This window comes from Pelomonas margarita (assembly GCF_043555875.1).
Lineage (GTDB): Bacteria > Pseudomonadota > Gammaproteobacteria > Burkholderiales > Burkholderiaceae_C > Pelomonas > Pelomonas margarita.
In genome coordinates this window covers 125,202-143,913 of the sequence record NZ_JBIGHW010000010.1, presented here as the reverse complement: position 1 = coordinate 143,913, position 18,712 = coordinate 125,202, and the positions used below count along the sequence as shown (strand labels likewise).

The window sequence follows — 18,712 nt, the reverse complement described above, 5'->3', positions numbered from 1 at the left end:
CGGGCGAATGTAAGCTCCGCCGCCATGGATGCGAATGACCGCGCCGCGCTCCGGCACAAGTTGATTGAGCAGCGCCTTGCCATGCCCGACCGGCTGGCGCGGGCCGCCGAGTTGCAGGAGGTGCTGCGCGTGTGGCTGCTGCGGCGGCGCGAGAGCACCATCGGCGCCTACTGGCCCATCAAGGGCGAGTTCGACCCGCTGCCCGCGCTGTACCGCTGGGGCGAGGACGCCCCCGAGCGCCAGCAACGCCGAATAGGCCTGCCCGTGGTGGACAAAGAGCACCGCACGCTGCGCTTTCACGTCTGGTTCCCCGGCTGCCCGATGGAGGAGGATGCCTTCCACATCCCCAAGCCCAAGGGCACCGAGGAATTTCAGCCGCAGCTGATGCTGGTGCCCTGCCTGGGCTTCGGCCCCTGCGGCCTGCGGCTGGGCTATGGCGGCGGCTTCATGGACAAGACGCTGGCCGAGATGCAGCCCCGCCCGGCCGCCGTGGGTATCGGCTATGCGCAGGGCTTTCTGCCGCTGCTCAAACCCAGCGCGCTGGACGTGCCGCTGGACGCGATGCTGACGGAGGAAGGCGTGGTGTGGGACCGCGAGGGCTGATGGCTTGAGCGCTCAGTCGCGCCACGTCGCCGCGATGCGCCCCACCTCGGCCAGCACCTGCTGGCCCTCGTCGAACGCCTGGCCCCGGCCCGGCGATGGCGCCTCGTAGAACGCCGCGACGATCAGGGGCGCGCGCCCCGGCGGCCAGCCGATGGCGACGTCGTTGACCTTGCCGGGCAGCCGCTCGTCCCAGAACGAGCCGGTCTTGTCGCCGGCGCGCCAGTCCTTCGGGAAGCCGGCGCGCAGCCGGGCCAGGCCGGTCTCGGTCTTCTCCATCCAGCCGACGAGGCGCCCTCGCGTCGCCGGCTTCAGCACGTCGCCCAGCGCGAGGCGCTGCACCAGCGCCGCCATTGCGGCCGGGGTGGAGGTGTCGCGTGGGTCGCCCGGCGGCATGTGGTTCATCTCGGGCTCGTAGCGGTCCAGGCGCGTCGTCGCATCGCCGATCTCGCGCAGGCGTGCTGTGAAGCCGGCCGGCCCGTCGATCAGCTTGAGCAGCAGGTTGGCGGCCGGGTTGTCGCTGGTGACCTGGGCCGCCTCGGCGAGCTCCGCCACCGTCATGTGGCCGCGGGCGAGGTGCTGCTGGGTCACGGGTGCATGGGCGAGCATGTCACCCTTGCCGTAGGGAACGCGCCGGTCGAGCGCGAGCCGGCCGTGGTCGGCCTCGCGCAGCACCATGGCGGCCAGCGGCAGCTTGAACACCGAGCACATGCCGAAGCGCTCGTCGCGGCGCAGCCCGGTCTGGGCGCCGGTGGCGGTGTCGAGGATGGCCACGCCCAGCCGGCCCCCGGCGCGGCGCTCCAGTGCCCGCAGCGCGGGTAGGTCGGCGCCCGCAGGGCTGGCGAAGGTGGGCGGAATCAGGGCGGCGGCGCTGGCGGCCAGCGCCTGGCGGCGGGTGAGGGGGCTCATAGTTCTTCTCGGGTGGGTTGCGGATGCGGCGCATTCTTTGGCGCGATCCTCCTGGGCACAATCGATGGTTTCTGAGGTCAGCTCTTAGGTTTTTTGGGGGTGTCGTGTCGCTGAACGGGGTGTCCTTGAACGGGCTGCGCGCCTTTGAGGCGGCGGCCCGCCACCTGAATCTGAGCCGGGCGGCGGAGGAGTTGTGCGTGACGCAGGCGGCCGTCAGCCACCAGGTCAAGGCGCTGGAGATACAGCTCGGGCGGCCCCTGTTCCGCCGCCATGCGCGCGGTCTGCTGCTGACCGATGAGGGTGAGGCGCTGGCGCCCGTCGTGGCCCAGGCCTTCGGGCGCATGGGGGCGGCGCTGGCCGCGTTGCGCCAGGGCGGGCCGGCCGAGGTGCTGACGGTGGGCGTGGTCGGCACCTTTGCGCTGGGCTTTCTGCTGGAGAGGCTGGCGGACTTCCGCGCCAGCCACCCGCGCGTCGAGCTGCGCGTGCAGACGCACAACAACAAGGTGGACCTCGCCGCCGAGGGGCTGGACCTGGCCATCCGTTTTGGCGACGGCGCCTGGCGCAGCGTCGAGGCCGAGCCGCTGCTGGCCGCACCGCTGGCGCCCTTGTGCGACCCGGCGCTGGCCGCGCGTTTGGCCACCCCTGAGGACCTGGCCCGCGTGCCGCTGTTGCGCTCCTACCGCTCGGGCGACTGGCCTGCCTGGCTGGCGGCGGCCGGGGCGCCGCGCGTGGTGGCGCGCGGCCCGGTGTTCGATGCATCGGCGCTGATGGTGCAGGCGGCGCTGCGTGGCGAGGGCGTGGCGCTGGCGCCGCCCTGCATGTTCGCGCGCGAGCTGCGCGCCGGTCGGCTGGTGCAGCCCTTCGCGCAGACGCTGGACGCGGGCGGCTACTGGCTCACGCGGCTGCTGTCGCGCGAGCCCACGGCGGCCATGCGCGCCTTTGCGGGCTGGCTGCGGGCCGAGTGCGGTGCGCTCCCGGGGGCTTAAGAGCGCCGCGGCGGGCACCAGGCGTGCTGCCGGACAATGTGCGCTTCACTGCCACAAGCAACGTCCTCCATGTCCATCAAGCCCACCCTGCTGCTGCTCTCGGCCACCGCCATCCTGCTCACCCAGACCGTGCAGGCCGCGCCCAAGCCCTGCGATGAACTGAAGGCCGAGATCGCTGCCAAGCTGGACGAGAAGGGCGTGAAGGGCTACGAGATCACGGCCGTGGAGAACGACAAGGTCGCGGCCCTGGGAGATAAGGCCAAGGTCATCGGCAGTTGCGACGGCGGCAGCAAGAAGCTGACCTACGTGCGCCAGTGAGGCCATCGGCATGAGTCTCTACCTCGACCACCTTGCCACGCTGCAGCAGCAAGCCGAACGCGCGCTCGCGCGCTGCGGGTACGACGCCCTCGTCATCGCCGCCGGCATCGAGAAATACGCCTTCCTCGATGACCGGCCCTACCTGTTCCAGCCCAACCCGCACTTCAAGCACTGGCTGCCGCTGACCAGCCACCCGCACTCGTGGATCGCCGTGCGGCCGGGCCACCGGCCGCGCGTCGTCTACTACCAGCCGCGCGACTACTGGCATGTGCCGCCCGAGGCGCCGAGTGGCGAGTGGGTGGCGGCAGTGGAGCTGGTCGTCATCCGCGAGCCCGAGCAGGCGGCCGCCGCGCTGGCCGATGTGGTCACGCCGCACACGGCCATCCTGGGCGAGGCTGATGCGACGCTGCCGGGGCTGGTGCCCAACAACCCCGAGCAGCTGCTGAACCTGCTGCACTGGGCGCGCGGCATGAAGACGCCCTACGAGTTGGCCCAGATGCGCGCCGCCCAGCGCCGCGCCGTGCCGGGCCACCTGGCCGCGCGCGCGGCCTTCCTCGAGGGTGAGAGCGAGGCCGGCATCCACCGCGCCTACCTGCGGGCTACCGGCCACACCGACCGCGACCTGCCCTACACCAACATCATCGGCCTGAACGAGCATGCCGCGGTGCTGCACTACCAGTACCAGGACGAGCGCGCACCGGCCGAGGCACGCAGCTTCCTCATCGACGCAGGCGCGCAGGTGAACGGTTATGCCAGCGACATCACGCGCACCTGGGTGGCCGACGGCCACGACGAGTTCGCCGCGCTCATCGCCGCGATGGAGCGCGAGCAGCTGGCGCTGGTGGACGAGGTGCGCGAGGGCGTGGACTACCGCGACATCCACCTCAGCACCCACCGCCGCGTGGCCCGCGTGCTGCGCGAGGCCGGCCTCGTCCGCATGAGCGACGAGGCCATGGTGGCCGAGGGCGTCACCAAGCCCTTCTTCCCGCACGGCATCGGCCACCTGCTGGGGCTGCAGGTGCACGACGTGGGCGGCTTCATGGCCGGCGAGGAAGGCGGCGTGGCTGACAAGCCCGAAGGCCACCGCTACCTGCGCCTGACCCGTCCGCTGCAGGCCGGCATGGTGGTCACCATCGAGCCGGGGCTGTACTTCATCCCCATGCTGCTGGACGAACTGCGCGCCACCCCGCAGGCGGCCCAGGTGGACTGGGCGGCGGTCGAGCGCTTGTCGCGCTATGGCGGCATCCGCATCGAGGACGACGTGGCCTGCCGCGCGGGCGGCGAGGCGCCAGAGAACCTGACGCGGGACGCGTTCGCGGCGCACGCTGGGTGATGCCACGGCCTGGGTGCGGCGCGCGGCACGGGACTGCCGGCAGGGCTGCGTCACCGCCCACGCCGGTGTACAGGAACAGCTACTGCGGCTGGTGGTAGGCGCGGGTGGGCGGCCGTTGGGCGGCGGTGGCCCATCCACGCTGGGGCCCACGTCAACGGCGAGCGTATTTCCTCTGGAAATCCAGAATTGGATTACTTGCCCATGTATATGCGAAGCTTGGGAGGCGGGTTGACTAGTTTTATGAACGGTGCTGGCGACCCCGCGTATACGGGCTCCATCTCCACAGGCGGTTCAGCAAGCAGTCCCTTGACGAAGTGATACTTTAAAATGACTTCAGACCCCTCGATGGCCTCGAGCGTCAATGAGTTTGGCGAGCGTCCGGCAACTTTTCCAGACCCCGAGATGAAGTAGCTATTTTCTCGGTTGACTCGATAAAAGCGCACAGGGCCTACTTCGCCCATGTTTTCAAGGCCGGGCGATTCATCCAGGTATTTGCGCGACTTGTCGCTCCACGCGCCAATGAAAGCTATGTTGTATAGCTCGATGAGCTTGAGGAATTTTTCCCGTGGCAACAATGCAATGGGCGTTCCGAACAATTTCTCATCTTCAAAGCTCGCATAAGCCCAGCTGGGATACGGGCCGCCGATGAACTCGCGACCGGTGCTGGCGGCGAGATATCCAACAATCTGTGCGGAGTCAAGTCTCTTTCCAGCGGTGACCTCGAAAAGAATGCGTCCTGCAGGGCTGGTGTTGGCTTCAATCCAGTTTTTAAGTGCGTTTGTGGTGTCGCCCACCCCTTTGACCTCAGGAGGGATGGCGCCATAGTGGCCAATCGATGCTGAGGAAAGTTCCCGCCGAACTTCATTGAGACAAAAGAGCATGGCCAAAAGGGCCATGCTTGCCACAAGCCAAGAGACGCCACGCCGCAGAGAGTGACGGACGCCAATGGTCCGGCGCGTGGCTTCGCGATACATGGCAACCATGCCAATGCTGGCGGGGACCATTTGCATGGCAAAACCAGCTTGACAATACCGGTTGGGCTGCGCATAGGCCAGTCCGGGAATTGCGGCACCGAGGGCGCCAAACAGCAGCAATGCGGCACTGCCTCCAAACAGTGCGCGCGCAACTAGTTTTTCTCTGGAATTCTCCGTTGCGAAAAGCGCATAGACGCCACAGCACATCAGCAGCAGGTACACCTTTGCACCATAAGGCCAGAGGTTGTTTTTTCCCAGCATGAGCTTCCACGGTAAGGTTGGGTCAACCTTCGCTAGTGACGGTGTGGGAAGAAATCCCTCTATGGGCGAGGGGGCGTACGTGACGGAGGCCGAGATCCAAAAATAGTTGGTTGCAAAAGTGAAGGCGGGAATGAAGAGGGTGTAGGCGATGACCCGTTGCCAATTCAGATTTCCGATTGACATCGCGGCCAGGGCCATCAAGCCAAAAGCCACAACAATCAAGAAACCCGGGTGGTAGAAGGTCCCCAGCGCGGCGATGCAAGCCAGGCCCAGCAGTGGTGTTAAGGGTGCACTCTTTTCAGCCAGAAACCGTGAAGACAAGGCCATGTAAGGGATCGCCGCAAAGCAGACCCCACTCCACGCCACCATGCCAATGCTGGTGTACGAGCGAAAGTCCGAGGCCCACCACATGACGATGGCAAGGATTGCCGCCACCGCGCCCACGCGGCGAGACAAGCTGAGCCAGTAGGCCCCCGAGACCAAGGCCAAGGGGGCACCAACCGCAGTCCCCGCCATCATCAGCTTGTATGCCATGGCCGGAGATATATGCGTGCCGCCCATGATGGAAATCAGGGCGGCAGATTTTGCGCTAAAGTTTAAATTGACGCCGTTGACTTGTCCGGCGGAAAATAGCGGATCGTAGCCAACCCAGCTTCCGGTGTGAGAGATTGATTTTGCAAACCAAATTTCATACCAGTGGTAGGCCGTGTCGTAATAAAAAACCGGCGTGTCGGTGAACAGTTCGCTGAGCGGAAGGCTGATGGATATCAGGCCGAACTGAACACCCAGTACGCAAGCCATTAACGCCATATAGAAGCGGCGTCTGGACAACTTGCTTGCGTCATTGGTTGAGTGTTGAATCATCTTTGCCAAGCCACGTCGGGCCCAAGTCCCGGCAACTGATGCAAGTCCTCAGGCGGGTCTTGACACCCAACCAGGATATCGCCTGGCGGCGCAGGTGTCGCGGCATTGGAAGGCAGAGGGCTCTGCCCTATGAGGGCAGACCCGCTGATTTCTCCAGTCACCGCCTATGTCCACGTCCACGCCGATGCACAAGCGCTCCTTCGATCAAGGCCGGTTTGGTCGGTCGGTGATGCCGGCCGCTGAAGGGGGCCTCGGGTCGCCATACAGCACGCCCCGCCCGTGCGTGCCCACATAGACGCGGCCGAAGACCTTGGGGTCGCCGGTGATCTGCAGGATCAGGCCCCACTGGTGGGCGTCGTCGTTGATGCGTTGCCAGTGGGCGGCGGCGTCGGTGGAGCGGAACAGGCCATAGCGGCCTGACACGGTGCCGACGAGGTAGAGGGCCGGGTCGGCCGCGCCCGGCGCCGCGCGGCCGAAGCCGAAGGCGTGGATCTCGCTGACACCGGGCAGGCGCTCGAAGCGCTGGCCATCGCCTGCGCGCTGGCGGTACAGGCCGTGGAAGCCCGCCAGCCACAGCTCGCCTTCCCGGCCAGGCGCGGCGTAGAGGCGGTCCTGGCCGCCGCGGTCGTCGCCGCGGCTGCTGTGGTTGTGGCTGCCAGTGGCGCTGCGCGTGACGGGGCCGTCAGGCAGCGTGAGCGGGCGGGCGCTGAAGCTCAGGCCGGCGTCGGTGCTGGCGAACAGCTGGCCGTCGAACAGCGCCATCGCGTGGAAGCGCGCGGGGTTCACGGGGTCGGCCACGACGCGGGTGCCGGCGGGCAGTCCCTGGACGGCCTGCCAGGTGTCACCGCGGTCGTGGGTGACGTGCGGGGCGCGGCCCCTGGGCGACCACACCCAGGCCCGGCCGTCGGCCGACACGGCAATGAAGCCGTCGCCCGGCAGTTGGCCCGGCGGCAGGCTGGCGGGCTCGCGCCAGGTGGTGCCGCCGTCCAGCGAGTAGCCGAGGTTCTTCTTGCCGCCGTCGCGTGCGTGGCCGATGCGCACGATGACCTCGGGCGCCAGCGCCGCGCCCGTGACGTCGTGCGTGTTGCCGAAGAATGGCGGCTTGGGGTTGCCGGCGGCAGGGCGGTCGAGGTCGGTGTGGACGAAGCCAGAGTAGTCGCCGATGGCGGTCACCAGCGGTACGCCCTGCGTGGGGCTGTGCAGGGCCAGGGCCACGGTCTCCTCGATGCCGCGGCTCATGACGCGCCAGGTGGTGGGCTGGCCGCGGTCGGCGGCGCGTAGGTTGCGCGTCTCCCAACCGCCGTAGCCTGTGGTGAAGATCGCGTGGTCGGGGTCGGCGGGGTTGATCTTGACGTCGTACAGCCAGTGCAGGTGGGTGTCGGCGACGTAAGGCGCGGCCGAGGCGTCGAAGCGGGCGGTGGTGAACAGGGGCTGCCAGGTGGCGCCGCCGTCGGTGCTGCGGAAGAGCTCGTCGCCACGGCTGCGCCCCGCAGTGCTGGCCAGCAGGCGCTGCGGGTGGCCGGGGTCCACGGCGATGGTGGCGTAGCCGAAGGGGTCGATCGCAGCCGGGCGGGCGGGCGTGATGTCGGCCCAGGTGGCGGTGTGCGGGTCCAGCCGCCAGACGCTTCCGTCCTTCATGCGGTGCGGTCCGGGCTCGCTGGCGTAGGCGATGTAGAGCTGGCCGTCGCTGGCCAGCGCCGCGCGCATGGGGCGGTGGGCGGCCGGGCCGCCGGGCAGGGGCAGCCATGTCGCGCCGGCGTCCTGGCTGCGCCACAGGCTGGGTCGGCCGATGACAGAGACGCCCGCGTAGATCGTGCGACTGGGCTGGCCGCGGGTGCCGCTGCGCGGGTCGAACAGCAGGAAGTTGATCGTGGCCTTGCCGTCGCTGCCACCCCAGCTGGGTGGCGGGCCGTCGCTGGCGTCACGGCGCCATGCGGCGTCGGGGAAGCTGCCCACGCGCTGCCAGCTGGCGGCGCGGTCGGTGCTGCGCCACAGGCCAGCGAAGCGGCTGCCTAGGTAGAGCACGCGGCCGTCGTTGGGGTCGACGGCCAGGCGTTCGCCGTTGCCGCGCCCGCCTTCGTTGCCGCCGAGCTTGAAGGGCAGGTCGGTGCGCTGCCAGCTGCGGCCGCGGTCGCGCGAGTGCAGCACGGCGCCGTTGGGCACGGTGGGGGCGGTGTAGGTGCCGCAGGCCAGGTAGAGGGCGTCGGGGTCGTGTGGGTCGACGGCCAGGCTCTCGACGCCCATGAGGTTCACGTCGGCCAGGGGCAGGTGGTCCAGCAGCGGCTGCCAGGGGCCGGTGGCGCTGTCGCGGCGGTAGGCGCCGCCCATGTCGGTGCGGGCATAGGCCAGGCCCGGCACGCCGGGGTGGAAGGCGATGCCGTCCACGAAGCCGCCGCCAACGATGGCGACAGGCTTCCAGGTGTGGGGCAGCGCGGCCGGGGGCGCGGCCGGCGAGGCCGCTGCCAGGGCGAACTGGGCGCCCAGCACCACGCCGAGCAGAGGCTTGATGAGTGCGGTCATGTCGGGTGGTGTCGGGGGAAGCGCATGCCGTCATCGTCCATTTGTTTGCCTGTCGAACAAATACGGCTTACCCGCGGAAACCCGGCGTGGCGGCCGTGGCGCCGGCCCCCGGGTTCCCGGCAGGTGCCGCAGAAGCCGGACATGGGATACTTGATGGAACAAGAGGTCGCAAAAAATGGAACAACAGTCCATTTCGGCAGGAGGCAGCACATGACAGGCAGAACCATCTCGTTGAAGCACACGCTGAGCTACGGCAGTGCGAACCTGCTGGGCAGCGGGGCCTTGGCCATCGCGTCGGCCTGGCTGCTGTATTTCTACACGACCTTCTGCGGACTGACGGTGGTGGAGGCGGCCACGATCTTTGCCGTCGCGAACATCGTCGATGCGCTCAGCAATCCGATCATCGGGTACATCAGCGACAACTTCTACAACACCCGGCTGGGGCGCCGCTTCGGCCGTCGGCGGTTTTTCATTCTGCTCGGCATTCCGGCGGTATTGCTGTATCCGCTGATGTGGCTGGAGGGTTTTGGCTTCTGGTATTACCTGAGCATGTACATCCTGTTTGAGCTGGTGTACACGATGATCATGGTGCCGTACGAAACCCTGGCCACGGAGATGACGGACGATTTCGCCGTGCGCACCAAGCTGACGGGGTCCAAGGCCATGTTCGGCAAGGCGGCCAATTTCCTGGCGGCGTTCATCCCGGCGCAGCTGTTCCTGATTTACAGCAAGGAATCGGCCACGCCCTTCCTGCTGACCGGCATCATCTACGCGTTCATCATGTGCGGTGCGATGGTGGCGCTGTACCTCACGTCTTGGGAGCGCGCGCCGCACGAGGTGGTGCAGGAGCGTGCCGGCAGCCTGCTCAAGGCCCTCAAGAAGCTGTGCCTGGACATGCTGTCCACCTTCCACCTGAAGATTTTCCGCAAGCACCTGGGCATGTATCTGCTGGGGTTTGGTGCGGAATGGCTGTTTGCCTCGATATTCACCTACTTCATCATTTTCGGCCTGGGCCAGGACAAGTCCACGGTCGGGTATCTGAACAGTTTCAGCTCGGTGATGCAGCTGATCTCGACGATGCTGTTCATCGGTTTCTGCATCAAGTTCGGTTTCGCGCGCCCCTACCGGCTGGCGCTGCTGGTGGTGTTGGGCAGTGTGCTCGCCTACACGGCCTTGTTCTACCTGGGCTGGTCCAAGGAAACGACGGTGATCGCGCTGTTCGCCATCACGGCGGTGTTCGGGCTTGGCACGGGCGGCGTGTACTACATTCCCTGGACGGTCTACACCTTCCTGGCCGATGTGGACGAGGTGCTGACGGGTCGCCGCCGCGAAGGCATCTATGCCGGCGCGATGACCTTTGCCGGCAAGATCACCCGCTCGGCCGTGGTGTTCGCGATGGGCTGGATCCTGGGCGAGTTCGGTTTCCTGTCCGGCCAGGCCACGCAGCCGGAGAGCGCCGTCAATGCCATCGTGGGCGTGTTCGCGCTGGGCGTCATTGCGCTGGGCCTGGGCGGCATCTACTACACCTACCAGATGAAGCTGGACCGCCAGAACCACGCGGTGCTGCTCAAGGAAATTGCCCGCATCAAGGCCGGTGGCCGGATTGCCGATGTGTCGCCCGAGGCCCGCGCTGTGGCGGAGGAGCTGACAGGCTGGAAGTACGAGCAGTGCTGGGGCAACAACAAGCTGGCACCCAAGGACGGCTCCGTGGAGGCGCGCGCCTGATGGCGCAGCGCACGGCGTTCAGCGGCGCTGCAGTTCGGTGGCGATGAGGCCGTCGCAGGCGGCTTCCACCAGGTCCAGCACGGCCTCGAAGCCGGCGTCGCTGCCGTAGTACGGGTCGGGCACCTCGCGCTGGCCCAGCTGCGGCGCGTAGTCCAGCAGCAAATTCAGGCGGTCGCGCCGGCCCGGTGGGCATAGCTGCTCGGCGTGGGCGAGGTTGTCGCCGTCCATGGCGAGCACGAGGTCGAAGCGCTCAAAGTCTTCGGCCACCAACTGGCGGGCCCGCAGGCTGCTGAGGTCGTAGCCGCGTCGGCGTGCGTGCGCCTGGCTGCGCGCATCGGGCGGGGCGCCGACGTGCCAGCCGTGTGTGCCGGCCGAGTCCACCTCGGCGTGCAGGCCGGCGGCCTGCAGTTTGGCGCGCATGACGCCATCCGCCGTCGGGCTGCGGCAGATGTTGCCCATGCAGAAGAACAGGATGCGCGGCGCCGGCATGGCGGCGCTCACAGCAGCAGGAAGGCCGCGGCCGCCAGCGCCGTGGGCAGCAGCGCGCCCAGCAGCAGGCCGCCCGCGCCGATGGACTCGTCCTCGAAGCCCCGCTTGAGCAGCGCGACGCCGGCCGGGTTGGGCGCGTTGGCAATCACCGTCAAACCGCCGCCGGCCACGGCGCCGGCCACGAGCATGTACTTGGCGTCGTCGGAGATGCCGGCGATCAGCGAGCCGAGGTAGGTCAGCGCCGCGTTGTCGGTGACGGCCGTGAGGCCCAGTGCGCCGAAGAACAGCGCCAGCGGCTCCAGGCTGGAGACGATGGGCTGCAGCCACCAGGCCTGCATGCCGCCCAGCACCACCAGGCCGGCCAGGAAGAAGGCCACCAGCAGCGCCTCCTTCAGGATCAGCGGGTTCTGGTGGCGCTCGTAGGCTTGCGTGAAGCCGAGGAAGAGCAGGAACAGCCCAAGGAAGGCCACCGGGTGGTGGGCCAGCAGCACGACGCCGCCCAGCAGCGCCAGGTGCACCAGCACCACGGGCAGCGGCACCGGCGCCTCCCTGGCGGCGGCGCCGGCGCTGCTGCCGTGCAGGTGCTTGCGCAGCAGCACCGTGGCCAGCGTGGCGTTGGCCAGCACGGCCACCGCCGCTTTCCAGCCGAAGTGGCTGAACATGAACGCGCTGTCCCACTGCCAGGTGGCGGCCACCATCAGCACCGGCGGCGCAGCGTAGGAGGTCAGCGTGCCGCCGATGGAGATGTTGACGAACAGCACGCCCAGCGCGAAATACTTGATGCGCTCGGGCACGTCGGGGCGGAACACCTGCGGCGCCAGCATCAGCGCGGCGATGGTCATGGCGGCGGGCTCGGTGATCACCGAGCCCAGCAGCGGCACGGCCGCCAGGCCCAGCCAAGCGCTGGCCAGCGCATTGGGCAGCGGCAGCAGGCGGGCGGTTGTGTCCACGGCCCATACCACCGTGCGCAGCACCGGCCGCGAGGCGGCCACCACCATGACGACGAAGACGAACAGCGGCTCGGTGTAGTTGCGCGACTCGGCATAGGCCAGCGCCTGGGCGCCGCCCTTGCCCAGCGCCATCGTCAGAATGAGCACGATGGCCCAGAAACCGAACACCACCTCCACCTCGCCCAGCAGGTGGAACAGGCCCGCATGGCGCGGGAAGCGGTGGGACAGTCGCTCGAACTGCTTGGCCGCGAAGGTGTGGGCCAGGGCCAGCGCGAAGAGCGCGAGGGCGGTGTACTGCAGGGCGGTGTCGGACATGGCAGCCTTTTCAGCGGGGCCGGTGCGCGGCCCACGGGTCACGTGCGAGGCGGCCCGACCATCGCAGAAGTCCTGCTGCCCCGACACCCGGAGCAGCACCCGGCGCGCAGTGTAGCGAGCCGGCTGCCGGCTAGAAGCGCATGTCGGCGCGCAGCGAGACGACGCGGAAGGTCTTGTTGCGCGACCAGCTCTCGGTCAGGGACTCAGGTTGCGTGAGGGTTTTGGGGCTGATGCCGACCGAGCTGTCCTCGGCGTCGCGCGGCGTCAGGTTGGCCATGGTCAGGCGCCAGTTGATGCCGTCGCGCACGGCGCCGCTGCTCCAGGACAGGTAGGCGTCGAACTGGCGGCGTGCCGTGATGTCACGGCGCAGCGTCTCGGTCACCTGCTCGCGTGTGGCTGGCACGTAGTTGGCGTTGAAGCCGCTGCCGAAATTCAGGCCCCAGGCCTTCCAGCGGTGGTCGATGCCAAAGTTGAAGCTGCCGCGCGGTTGGTCGCCGACGCGATTGCTGTTGCCTGGAAAGCCTTGCACCTTGTTCTTGAAGACGGCGGCGTTGAAGCGCAGCAGCATCATCTGCAGTTCGGCTGGCGCGTCTTCCCAGAGTTCATCCACTCGGGCTTTGAACTCGAACTCCAGCCCCGTCATGCGCGCGCTGCCGAGATTGCGCGGGCGGATGACCCAGCGCTGCGCGGTGTCCCAGCTCACCGTCTCCAGCTGCACTTCCCGGCGGATCATGTTCGTGATGTCGCGCACGAAGGCGGTGCCCGAGATGATGCCGCCGGTGGGCAGCCAGTGCTCCACGCTCAGGTCGATGCCGGTGGCCAGTTCCGGCTTGAGGTCGGGGTTGCCGGCGCGGTCGGCGTGGGTCTGCTCGTTGGCGCCCTCTGGATACATGGTGTTGATACTGGGCCGGGCAGCGAGGTCGTTGAGGTTGGGCGAGCGGTAGCTGCGCGTCAGGCTCAGGCGCACCTGATCCTTGGGAAAGGCTGCGGGCTTCCACAGGATGTGCAGCAGCGGCGACGTGACCTGGGACAGGTTTCGCGTCTCGGGCAGCTCGCCGGTGGCGGCGACCGTCGTCTCGATGCGCTCGTAGCGCAGGCCCGCGTAGAGCGACCACTGCTTGCTCGGGCTCCACTCGTCCTGCGTGTAGGCGGCGAAGCGCTCGTTGCGCGTGGCCAGCGTGTTGCCGAAGCGCACCAGGCCTTGCGGCGCGATGCCGTTGACCAGCGTGTCGACCACCTGCGTGCGCTCGCTGCGCTCGCCTTCTGCGCCGGTGACCCACTGGTGTTCCTGCGCGGTCTTCAGGCTCCAGCGGCCGTTGATGCTGGCCTGGTTGTCCTCCACCGAGCTGTGATCCTCCTGCGTGCGATCGGTGGTGACGCCGCGGATGATGGTCTTGTCGCGACGCTGGCTGTTCCGGGTGTTCTTGGAGGTGCCCGCGCCCACGCGGAGGCTGAAACTCTCGCCCACCTGGGGCCGGTAGTCGCCCGACAGGTTCAGGCGCAGGTTGTGGTTCCTGGCGTCGTTCTCGCTGTGGTTGTCGCGGAAGCGCGTGCCGGTGCCGTCAGTCTGGCTGCTGCCTTCGCTTTGCGACAGGAAGAATGATGGCGATAGGTTGAAGTTCAGCTTGTCGCTGTACTTCCAGCGCAGCCGGGCATTGCCGTTGAGGCTGGTGTTCTGGCTCTCGCTGTTGCCCACCTGCGTGTTCTGCTCGATAACCTCGCCGGTCTGGAGGTCAGTCCGGCGGGTGCCGGTGTCCACGTTGTTGAAGAACCGGCGGATATTGCCGTTGGTGGAGATGGCGCCAACGAACTCGTCGCCGTTGGGGCCGCCCCACTTCAGGTTGCGCGTCCAGCTGGCATCGGCCTGGGGCTCGTTGCGGTCCCAGCCCAGGCCCATGCGCACCTCGTGATTGGACTTCTGCAGCGGCTCGCGCAGCACGATGTTGATGGTGCCGGCAATGGCGCGAGCGCCGGTGGCGGCGGTGGGCGCGCGGTAGATCTCGATGCGCTCGATCTGGTCGGGCGGCAGGTCTTCTACCGCGAAGCCCGGCGGCGGGCGCTCCTCGTCGATAAGGATCTGCGTGGCGCCGCCGCCCATGCCGCGCATGCGGATGTCACCGCCGCGTCCGGGACGGCCGCCCAGCGTCACGCCGGGCAGGCGGCGCAGCACGTCACCCAGCGCGACGTCGCCGTACTTCTCCAGGTCCTCGCGCTCGATGACGATCTTGCTGGCCGTGCTGTTGCGGCGGCGGCTGTTGGCCGTGGGCCCACTGCTGACCTCCACGCGCTCCAGCTTGTTGTCCTTGCTCTCGGCGGCCGGCGTGGCCGCAGGCAGCATGGCCGGCGCCTTGGCGGCGGGGGGCGGTGGGGGCGTGACAGGCGGGGTCTGTGCCAGGGCCTGCGCGCTGACGGCACAGATGCACGGCGCGGTCAGCGCAAGGAGAAGGCGGCTCATGGCCGCGCATTCTGGAGGGCGGCCGTGAGCGTGGCTCACGTAAAGCGCTCATTTACATGAGCGCCGGTTGAGCGGTGCTGCGCGGCTCGGCGCCGCTCGGCGCCGCACCGCTCGTCATCCCCGGGAGGGGTGCCTCAGAAGCGCCAGCCCAGGCCCACGCTGGCCAGCGTCGGGTTGACCTTGAACTTGCCGGCCGAGGCGCCGTTGGAGTACACGGTCGTGCCCAGGTTCACCTTCTTCACGTCAAAGTTCAGGTAGGTGCCCTTGGTGATCTCGACGTCGGCACCCACCTGCCAGGCCAGGCCGAAGCTGTTGTGCTTGATGCCGGGCTTGAGCGCGGTGGCCACGGCCGGCGCGAACTTCACGCTGGAGAAGTTGGTGTAGTTCACGCCCACGCCGACGTAGGGGCGCACGGTGGTGTCGGGGCTGAAGTGGTACTGCAGCGTCAGCGTGGGCGGCAGGTGCTTGAGCGAGCCGATCTCGGTGCCGTTGGAATACAGACGCTGCTTCTGCGGGTAGGTCAGGATCAGCTCGGCCGCGATGTTGGGCGTCACGAAGTAGCTGAAGTCGACTTCGGGCAGGGTCTTGTTGTTGATGGACAGACCCAGGCCGGTGCTGTCCTTGTTGGCCGAGTCCAGGTGCACGGCGCGCACGCGGACCATCAGCGGGCCCTCGTTGGCCTGGGCCGGTTGCAGGGCGAGGGCGGCAACGGCGAGGGTGGCCAGACGCAGGGGGGTAGCGAACTTCATCAATGACTCCTGGTGAATGGGACGTGTCCCGATGGCAGTCATTGAACGCGCCGCCCGCCCGGCGCGATTTGAGCCAACACAAGGTGCCGCGGCGGGCGTGCCGCGCTCAGCGGGTGGCTTTGTGCTGGATCAAGCTTGTGCGCCGAGGCCGAGGCGTTGGCACAACGCCAGCGTCAGCGCGCTCTGGTTGAGCGTATAGAAGTGGATGCCCGGCGCGCCGCCGGCGATGAGCCGCTCGCACAGTCGCGTCACCACATCCAGGCCGAAGGCGCGGATGCTGGCGGCGTCGTCCATGAAGCCTTCCATCTTCATCTGCACCCAGCGCGGGATCTCGATGCCGTCGCGCTGCGCGAACTGCGCGATGCGGCCGTAGTTGTGGAAGGGCATGATGCCCGGCGTGATGGGCTGCGTGACGCCCAGGCGCCGCGCCTCGTCGACGAAGTGGAAGTAGGCGTCGGGGTTGAAGAAGAACTGCGTGATCGCACCGTCGGCGCCGACGCGCATCTTGTCGGCGAAGTGCTGCAGGTCGCGCGCCGCGTAGCGCTGCTGCGGGTGCGTCTCGGGGTACGCGGCCACCTCGATGTGCCAGTCCGGCCCCTGCCCGTTCTTTTCGAATTGGCGGATGAAGCTGACCAGCTCCGACGCGTAGCGGAACTCGCCCGCCGTGGCCGTGCCGCTGGGCAGGTCGCCGCGCAGCGCGACGACGCGGCGGATGCCGCGCTCACGGTAGGTGGCCAGGATTTCGGCGATGTTCTCGCGCGTGGAGCCCACGCAGCTCAGGTGCGGCGCAGCGTCGAAGCCGGCGCCGGCGATGTCCATGACAGCGGCCAGCGTCTTGTCGCGCGTGGAGCCGCCGGCGCCGTAGGTGACGCTGAAGTACTGGGGCTGCAGTGCACCCAGCTCCTGCACCACGGTTTTGAGCTTGTCGACGCCGACCGGCGTGTTGGGCGGGAAGAATTCGAAGGAAACGGACGTGCTCATCGGGACGCGTGTAGAAAAAATTCGCGGTTGCCATCACCGCCGGTGATGGGGCTGTCGAAGTAGTCGAGCACCTTCAGACCCAGCGCCGTGCAGGCCAGGCGCACGCGTGCCTCCAGCGCAACGTAGTCGGCCTCGTCCTTGACGAGGCCGCGCTTGTCCAGTGCCTGCGGGCCCAGCTCGAACTGCGGCTTGATGAGCAGCAGCAGGTGGCCGTGCACCTCCAGCCAGGGCAGCAGGTGCGGCAGGCTGCCCACCATGGTGATGAAGCTCAGGTCGCCCACGATGAGCGTGAAGCCGCCCGTGGGTGAGTGCGGGCGCAGTGCGTCGAGCTCGCGCACGTGCACGCCTTCCAGTGCGGTGACGCGTGGGTCTGCCTGCAGCCGCGCATGCAGCTGCCCGTGGCCCACATCCACGCCCACCACGTGGCGCACGCCGTTGGCCAGCAGGCAGTCGGTGAAGCCACCGGTGCTCTGGCCCAGGTCGAGCACGGTGTGGTCGGTCAGATCCAGGCCCGCGCGGGCCAGCGCGCCTTCCAGCTTGAGCCCGCCGCGCGACACGTAGCGCAGCTCCGCGTCGTCGGTGACGCGCAGCTGCGCCGTCTCGGGCAGGTCCTCGCCGGCCTTTTTCAGTGCGGCCCAGCCGGTGGGCGCAGCCCATTCGGCTGCGCCGTTCGCGATGAGGCGCTGGGCCACCGAGCGGGTCGGGGCCAGGCCTTGGGCGACGAGGAGCTGGTCAGCGCGCATGTCAGCGGCGCCCGGCCGCCCGAAGGCGCTGACGCGCTCCCTCGGGGGGCAGCGAACGGAGTGAGCGTGGGGGCTGCATGGCTTGGATCAGTAGCGGTAGGTGTTGGCCTTGAACGGGCCGGCCTTGCTCACGCCGATGTAGGCCGCCTGCTCGTCGGTCAGTTGCGACAGCTGCGCGTTCAGCGTGGTCAGCTGCAGCAGGGCGACCTTCTCGTCCAGGTGCTTGGGCAGCACGTAGACCTTGCCGGCTTCGTAGCGCTCCTTGTGGGCGAACAGCTCGATCTGGGCAATGGTCTGGTTGGCGAACGACGAGCTCATCACGTAGCTCGGGTGGCCCGTGCCGCAGCCCAGGTTCACCAGGCGGCCCTTGGCCAGCAGGATGATGCGCTTGCCATCCGGGAAGATGACGTGGTCGACCTGCGGCTTGATCTCGTCCCAGGTGCAGTTCTCGATGGACGCGACGTCGATCTCGTTGTCGAAGTGGCCAATGTTGCAGACGATGGCGTTGTTCTTCATCGCCTCCATGTGCTCGCGGCGGATGACGTTCTTGTTGCCTGTGGCGGTCACGAAGATGTCGGCCTTGTCGGCGGCGTATTCCATCGTCACGACGCGGTAGCCTTCCATCGCGGCCTGCAGCGCGCAGATGGGGTCGATCTCAGTCACCCAGACCTGGGCCGACAGCGCGCGCAGCGCCTGCGCCGAGCCCTTGCCCACGTCGCCGTAGCCCGCCACGACGGCGATCTTGCCGGCCACCATCACGTCGGTGGCGCGCTTGATGGCGTCCACCAGGCTTTCGCGGCAGCCGTAGAGGTTGTCGAACTTGCTCTTCGTGACGGAGTCGTTCACGTTGATGGCCCGGAACTGCAGCGTGCCCTTGGCCGCCATCTCGTTCAGGCGCAGCACGCCGGTGGTGGTTTCTTCCGTCACGCCGATGATCTCGGCCGCCTTGCGGGTGTACCAGGTGCCGTCTTCGGCAACCTTCTTCTTGATGGCGGCGAACAGGATGCGCTCTTCCTCGCTGCCGGGGTTGGCCAGCACGGACAGGTCCTTCTCGGCCTTCTGACCCAGGTGCATCAGCAGCGTCGCGTCGCCACCGTCGTCCAGGATCATGTTGGGGCCTTCGCCCGGCTCGCCCTTGCCGGCGAATTCGAAGATGCGGTGGGTGTAGTCCCAGTAGTCCTCCAGCGTCTCGCCCTTGTAGGCGAACACGGGCGTGCCGACGGCAGCAAGCGCGGCGGCGGCGTGATCCTGCGTCGAGAAGATGTTGCACGAAGCCCAGCGCACTTCGGCGCCCAGCGCCTGCAGCGTCTCGACCAGTACGGCCGTCTGGATGGTCATGTGCAGCGAGCCGGTGACGCGCGCACCCTTCAGCGGCTGCGACGCGGCGTATTCGCGCCGAATAGCCATCAGCGCCGGCATCTCGTGCTCGGCGATCTTGATTTCCTTGCGGCCCCAGTCGGCCAGCGACAGGTCCTTGACGATGTGGGCGGGGAGGTTGGCGGTCATGACGGCTCCTTCAGGGAATGAAGCCGCTGGCGCG

15 protein-coding genes are annotated in these 18,712 nt (G+C 67.9%); 5 read left to right on the top strand and 10 right to left on the bottom strand.

What is annotated here, in order from left to right; translation table 11 throughout:
- Positions 1-24: 24 nt before the first annotated feature.
- Positions 25-603: a 5-formyltetrahydrofolate cyclo-ligase gene (locus ACG0Z3_RS17555; protein ID WP_394399801.1), complete on the top strand. Its 579-nt coding sequence runs from the start codon at positions 25-27 to the stop codon at positions 601-603.
- Between the two features lie 12 nt (positions 604-615).
- Here the strand turns inward: ACG0Z3_RS17555 and bla are convergent, their stop codons facing one another.
- Complete coding sequence (gene bla, locus ACG0Z3_RS17550; RefSeq protein WP_394399799.1) at positions 616-1,509, bottom strand: class A beta-lactamase; 894 nt, start codon at positions 1,507-1,509, stop codon at positions 616-618.
- A gap of 125 nt (positions 1,510-1,634) precedes the next feature.
- On the opposite strand from bla, the gene ACG0Z3_RS17545 reads away from it, so the two are divergent.
- The 3 genes from ACG0Z3_RS17545 to pepQ all read left to right on the top strand — a co-directional run bounded on the left by ACG0Z3_RS17545 (position 1,635) and on the right by pepQ (position 4,146).
- A complete protein-coding gene (locus ACG0Z3_RS17545) occupies positions 1,635-2,495 on the top strand; it encodes a LysR family transcriptional regulator (protein ID WP_394399796.1) in 861 nt (286 codons plus the stop codon).
- A gap of 69 nt (positions 2,496-2,564) precedes the next feature.
- A complete protein-coding gene (locus ACG0Z3_RS17540) occupies positions 2,565-2,813 on the top strand; it encodes a DUF1161 domain-containing protein (protein ID WP_394399794.1) in 249 nt (82 codons plus the stop codon).
- Between the two features lie 10 nt (positions 2,814-2,823).
- A complete protein-coding gene (gene pepQ, locus ACG0Z3_RS17535) occupies positions 2,824-4,146 on the top strand; it encodes a Xaa-Pro dipeptidase (protein ID WP_394399792.1) in 1,323 nt (440 codons plus the stop codon).
- Positions 4,147-4,337: 191 nt separating this feature from the next.
- Here the strand turns inward: pepQ and ACG0Z3_RS17530 are convergent, their stop codons facing one another.
- Both ACG0Z3_RS17530 and ACG0Z3_RS17525 read right to left on the bottom strand, forming a co-directional pair.
- A complete protein-coding gene (locus ACG0Z3_RS17530) occupies positions 4,338-6,212 on the bottom strand; it encodes a hypothetical protein (protein ID WP_394399790.1) in 1,875 nt (624 codons plus the stop codon).
- Between the two features lie 237 nt (positions 6,213-6,449).
- Positions 6,450-8,765, bottom strand: coding sequence for a xyloglucanase (locus tag ACG0Z3_RS17525; RefSeq protein ID WP_394399787.1), 2,316 nt, complete (start codon positions 8,763-8,765; stop codon positions 6,450-6,452).
- Positions 8,766-8,975: 210 nt separating this feature from the next.
- Here ACG0Z3_RS17525 and ACG0Z3_RS17520 point away from each other — a divergent pair, with 210 nt between their 5' ends.
- A complete protein-coding gene (locus ACG0Z3_RS17520; protein ID WP_394399785.1) occupies positions 8,976-10,490 on the top strand; it encodes an MFS transporter in 1,515 nt (504 codons plus the stop codon).
- A gap of 18 nt (positions 10,491-10,508) precedes the next feature.
- Here ACG0Z3_RS17520 and ACG0Z3_RS17515 read toward each other — a convergent pair whose 3' ends face one another.
- From ACG0Z3_RS17515 to ahcY, 7 genes are all read right to left on the bottom strand, one after another.
- On the bottom strand, positions 10,509-10,979 hold the full coding sequence (locus ACG0Z3_RS17515; protein WP_394399783.1) for a low molecular weight protein-tyrosine-phosphatase: 471 nt from the start codon (positions 10,977-10,979) through the stop codon (positions 10,509-10,511).
- Between the two features lie 8 nt (positions 10,980-10,987).
- Positions 10,988-12,244: a putative Na+/H+ antiporter gene (locus ACG0Z3_RS17510; RefSeq protein ID WP_394399780.1), complete on the bottom strand. Its 1,257-nt coding sequence runs from the start codon at positions 12,242-12,244 to the stop codon at positions 10,988-10,990.
- Between the two features lie 130 nt (positions 12,245-12,374).
- A complete protein-coding gene (locus ACG0Z3_RS17505; protein WP_394399778.1) occupies positions 12,375-14,699 on the bottom strand; it encodes a TonB-dependent receptor plug domain-containing protein in 2,325 nt (774 codons plus the stop codon).
- A 134-nt stretch (positions 14,700-14,833) separates the two neighbouring features.
- Positions 14,834-15,448: an OmpW/AlkL family protein gene (locus ACG0Z3_RS17500; protein ID WP_394399776.1), complete on the bottom strand. Its 615-nt coding sequence runs from the start codon at positions 15,446-15,448 to the stop codon at positions 14,834-14,836.
- A gap of 129 nt (positions 15,449-15,577) precedes the next feature.
- Positions 15,578-16,429, bottom strand: a complete 852-nt coding sequence (gene metF, locus ACG0Z3_RS17495; RefSeq protein ID WP_394399774.1) for a methylenetetrahydrofolate reductase [NAD(P)H] — start codon at positions 16,427-16,429, stop codon at positions 15,578-15,580.
- Positions 16,426-17,172 (bottom strand): TlyA family RNA methyltransferase, encoded by a 747-nt coding sequence (locus tag ACG0Z3_RS17490; protein WP_394399772.1) that lies wholly within the window; start codon positions 17,170-17,172, stop codon positions 16,426-16,428. The genes metF and ACG0Z3_RS17490 overlap by 4 nt, the downstream gene beginning before the upstream one ends.
- 87 nt (positions 17,173-17,259) lie before the next feature.
- Positions 17,260-18,678 carry an adenosylhomocysteinase gene (ahcY, locus tag ACG0Z3_RS17485; RefSeq protein ID WP_394399770.1) on the bottom strand — a complete coding sequence of 473 codons (1,419 nt, stop codon included), beginning with the start codon at positions 18,676-18,678 and terminating at the stop codon, positions 17,260-17,262.
- Positions 18,679-18,712 lie beyond the last annotated feature (34 nt).

Excerpts from the sequence above, each read along its gene's own strand:
- ACG0Z3_RS17555 (WP_394399801.1), top strand. The coding sequence starts at position 25 with ATGGATGCGAATGACCGCGCCGCGCTCCGGCACAAGTTGATTGAGCAG.
- bla (WP_394399799.1), bottom strand. The coding sequence starts at position 1,509 with ATGAGCCCCCTCACCCGCCGCCAGGCGCTGGCCGCCAGCGCCGCCGCC.
- ACG0Z3_RS17540 (WP_394399794.1), top strand. The coding sequence starts at position 2,565 with ATGTCCATCAAGCCCACCCTGCTGCTGCTCTCGGCCACCGCCATCCTG.
- pepQ (WP_394399792.1), top strand. The coding sequence starts at position 2,824 with ATGAGTCTCTACCTCGACCACCTTGCCACGCTGCAGCAGCAAGCCGAA.
- ACG0Z3_RS17525 (WP_394399787.1), bottom strand. The coding sequence starts at position 8,765 with ATGACCGCACTCATCAAGCCTCTGCTCGGCGTGGTGCTGGGCGCCCAG.
- ACG0Z3_RS17520 (WP_394399785.1), top strand. The coding sequence starts at position 8,976 with ATGACAGGCAGAACCATCTCGTTGAAGCACACGCTGAGCTACGGCAGT.
- ACG0Z3_RS17515 (WP_394399783.1), bottom strand. The coding sequence starts at position 10,979 with ATGCCGGCGCCGCGCATCCTGTTCTTCTGCATGGGCAACATCTGCCGC.
- ACG0Z3_RS17510 (WP_394399780.1), bottom strand. The coding sequence starts at position 12,244 with ATGTCCGACACCGCCCTGCAGTACACCGCCCTCGCGCTCTTCGCGCTG.
- ACG0Z3_RS17505 (WP_394399778.1), bottom strand. The coding sequence starts at position 14,699 with ATGAGCCGCCTTCTCCTTGCGCTGACCGCGCCGTGCATCTGTGCCGTC.
- ACG0Z3_RS17500 (WP_394399776.1), bottom strand. The coding sequence starts at position 15,448 with ATGAAGTTCGCTACCCCCCTGCGTCTGGCCACCCTCGCCGTTGCCGCC.
- metF (WP_394399774.1), bottom strand. The coding sequence starts at position 16,429 with ATGAGCACGTCCGTTTCCTTCGAATTCTTCCCGCCCAACACGCCGGTC.
- ACG0Z3_RS17490 (WP_394399772.1), bottom strand. The coding sequence starts at position 17,172 with ATGCGCGCTGACCAGCTCCTCGTCGCCCAAGGCCTGGCCCCGACCCGC.
- ahcY (WP_394399770.1), bottom strand. The coding sequence starts at position 18,678 with ATGACCGCCAACCTCCCCGCCCACATCGTCAAGGACCTGTCGCTGGCC.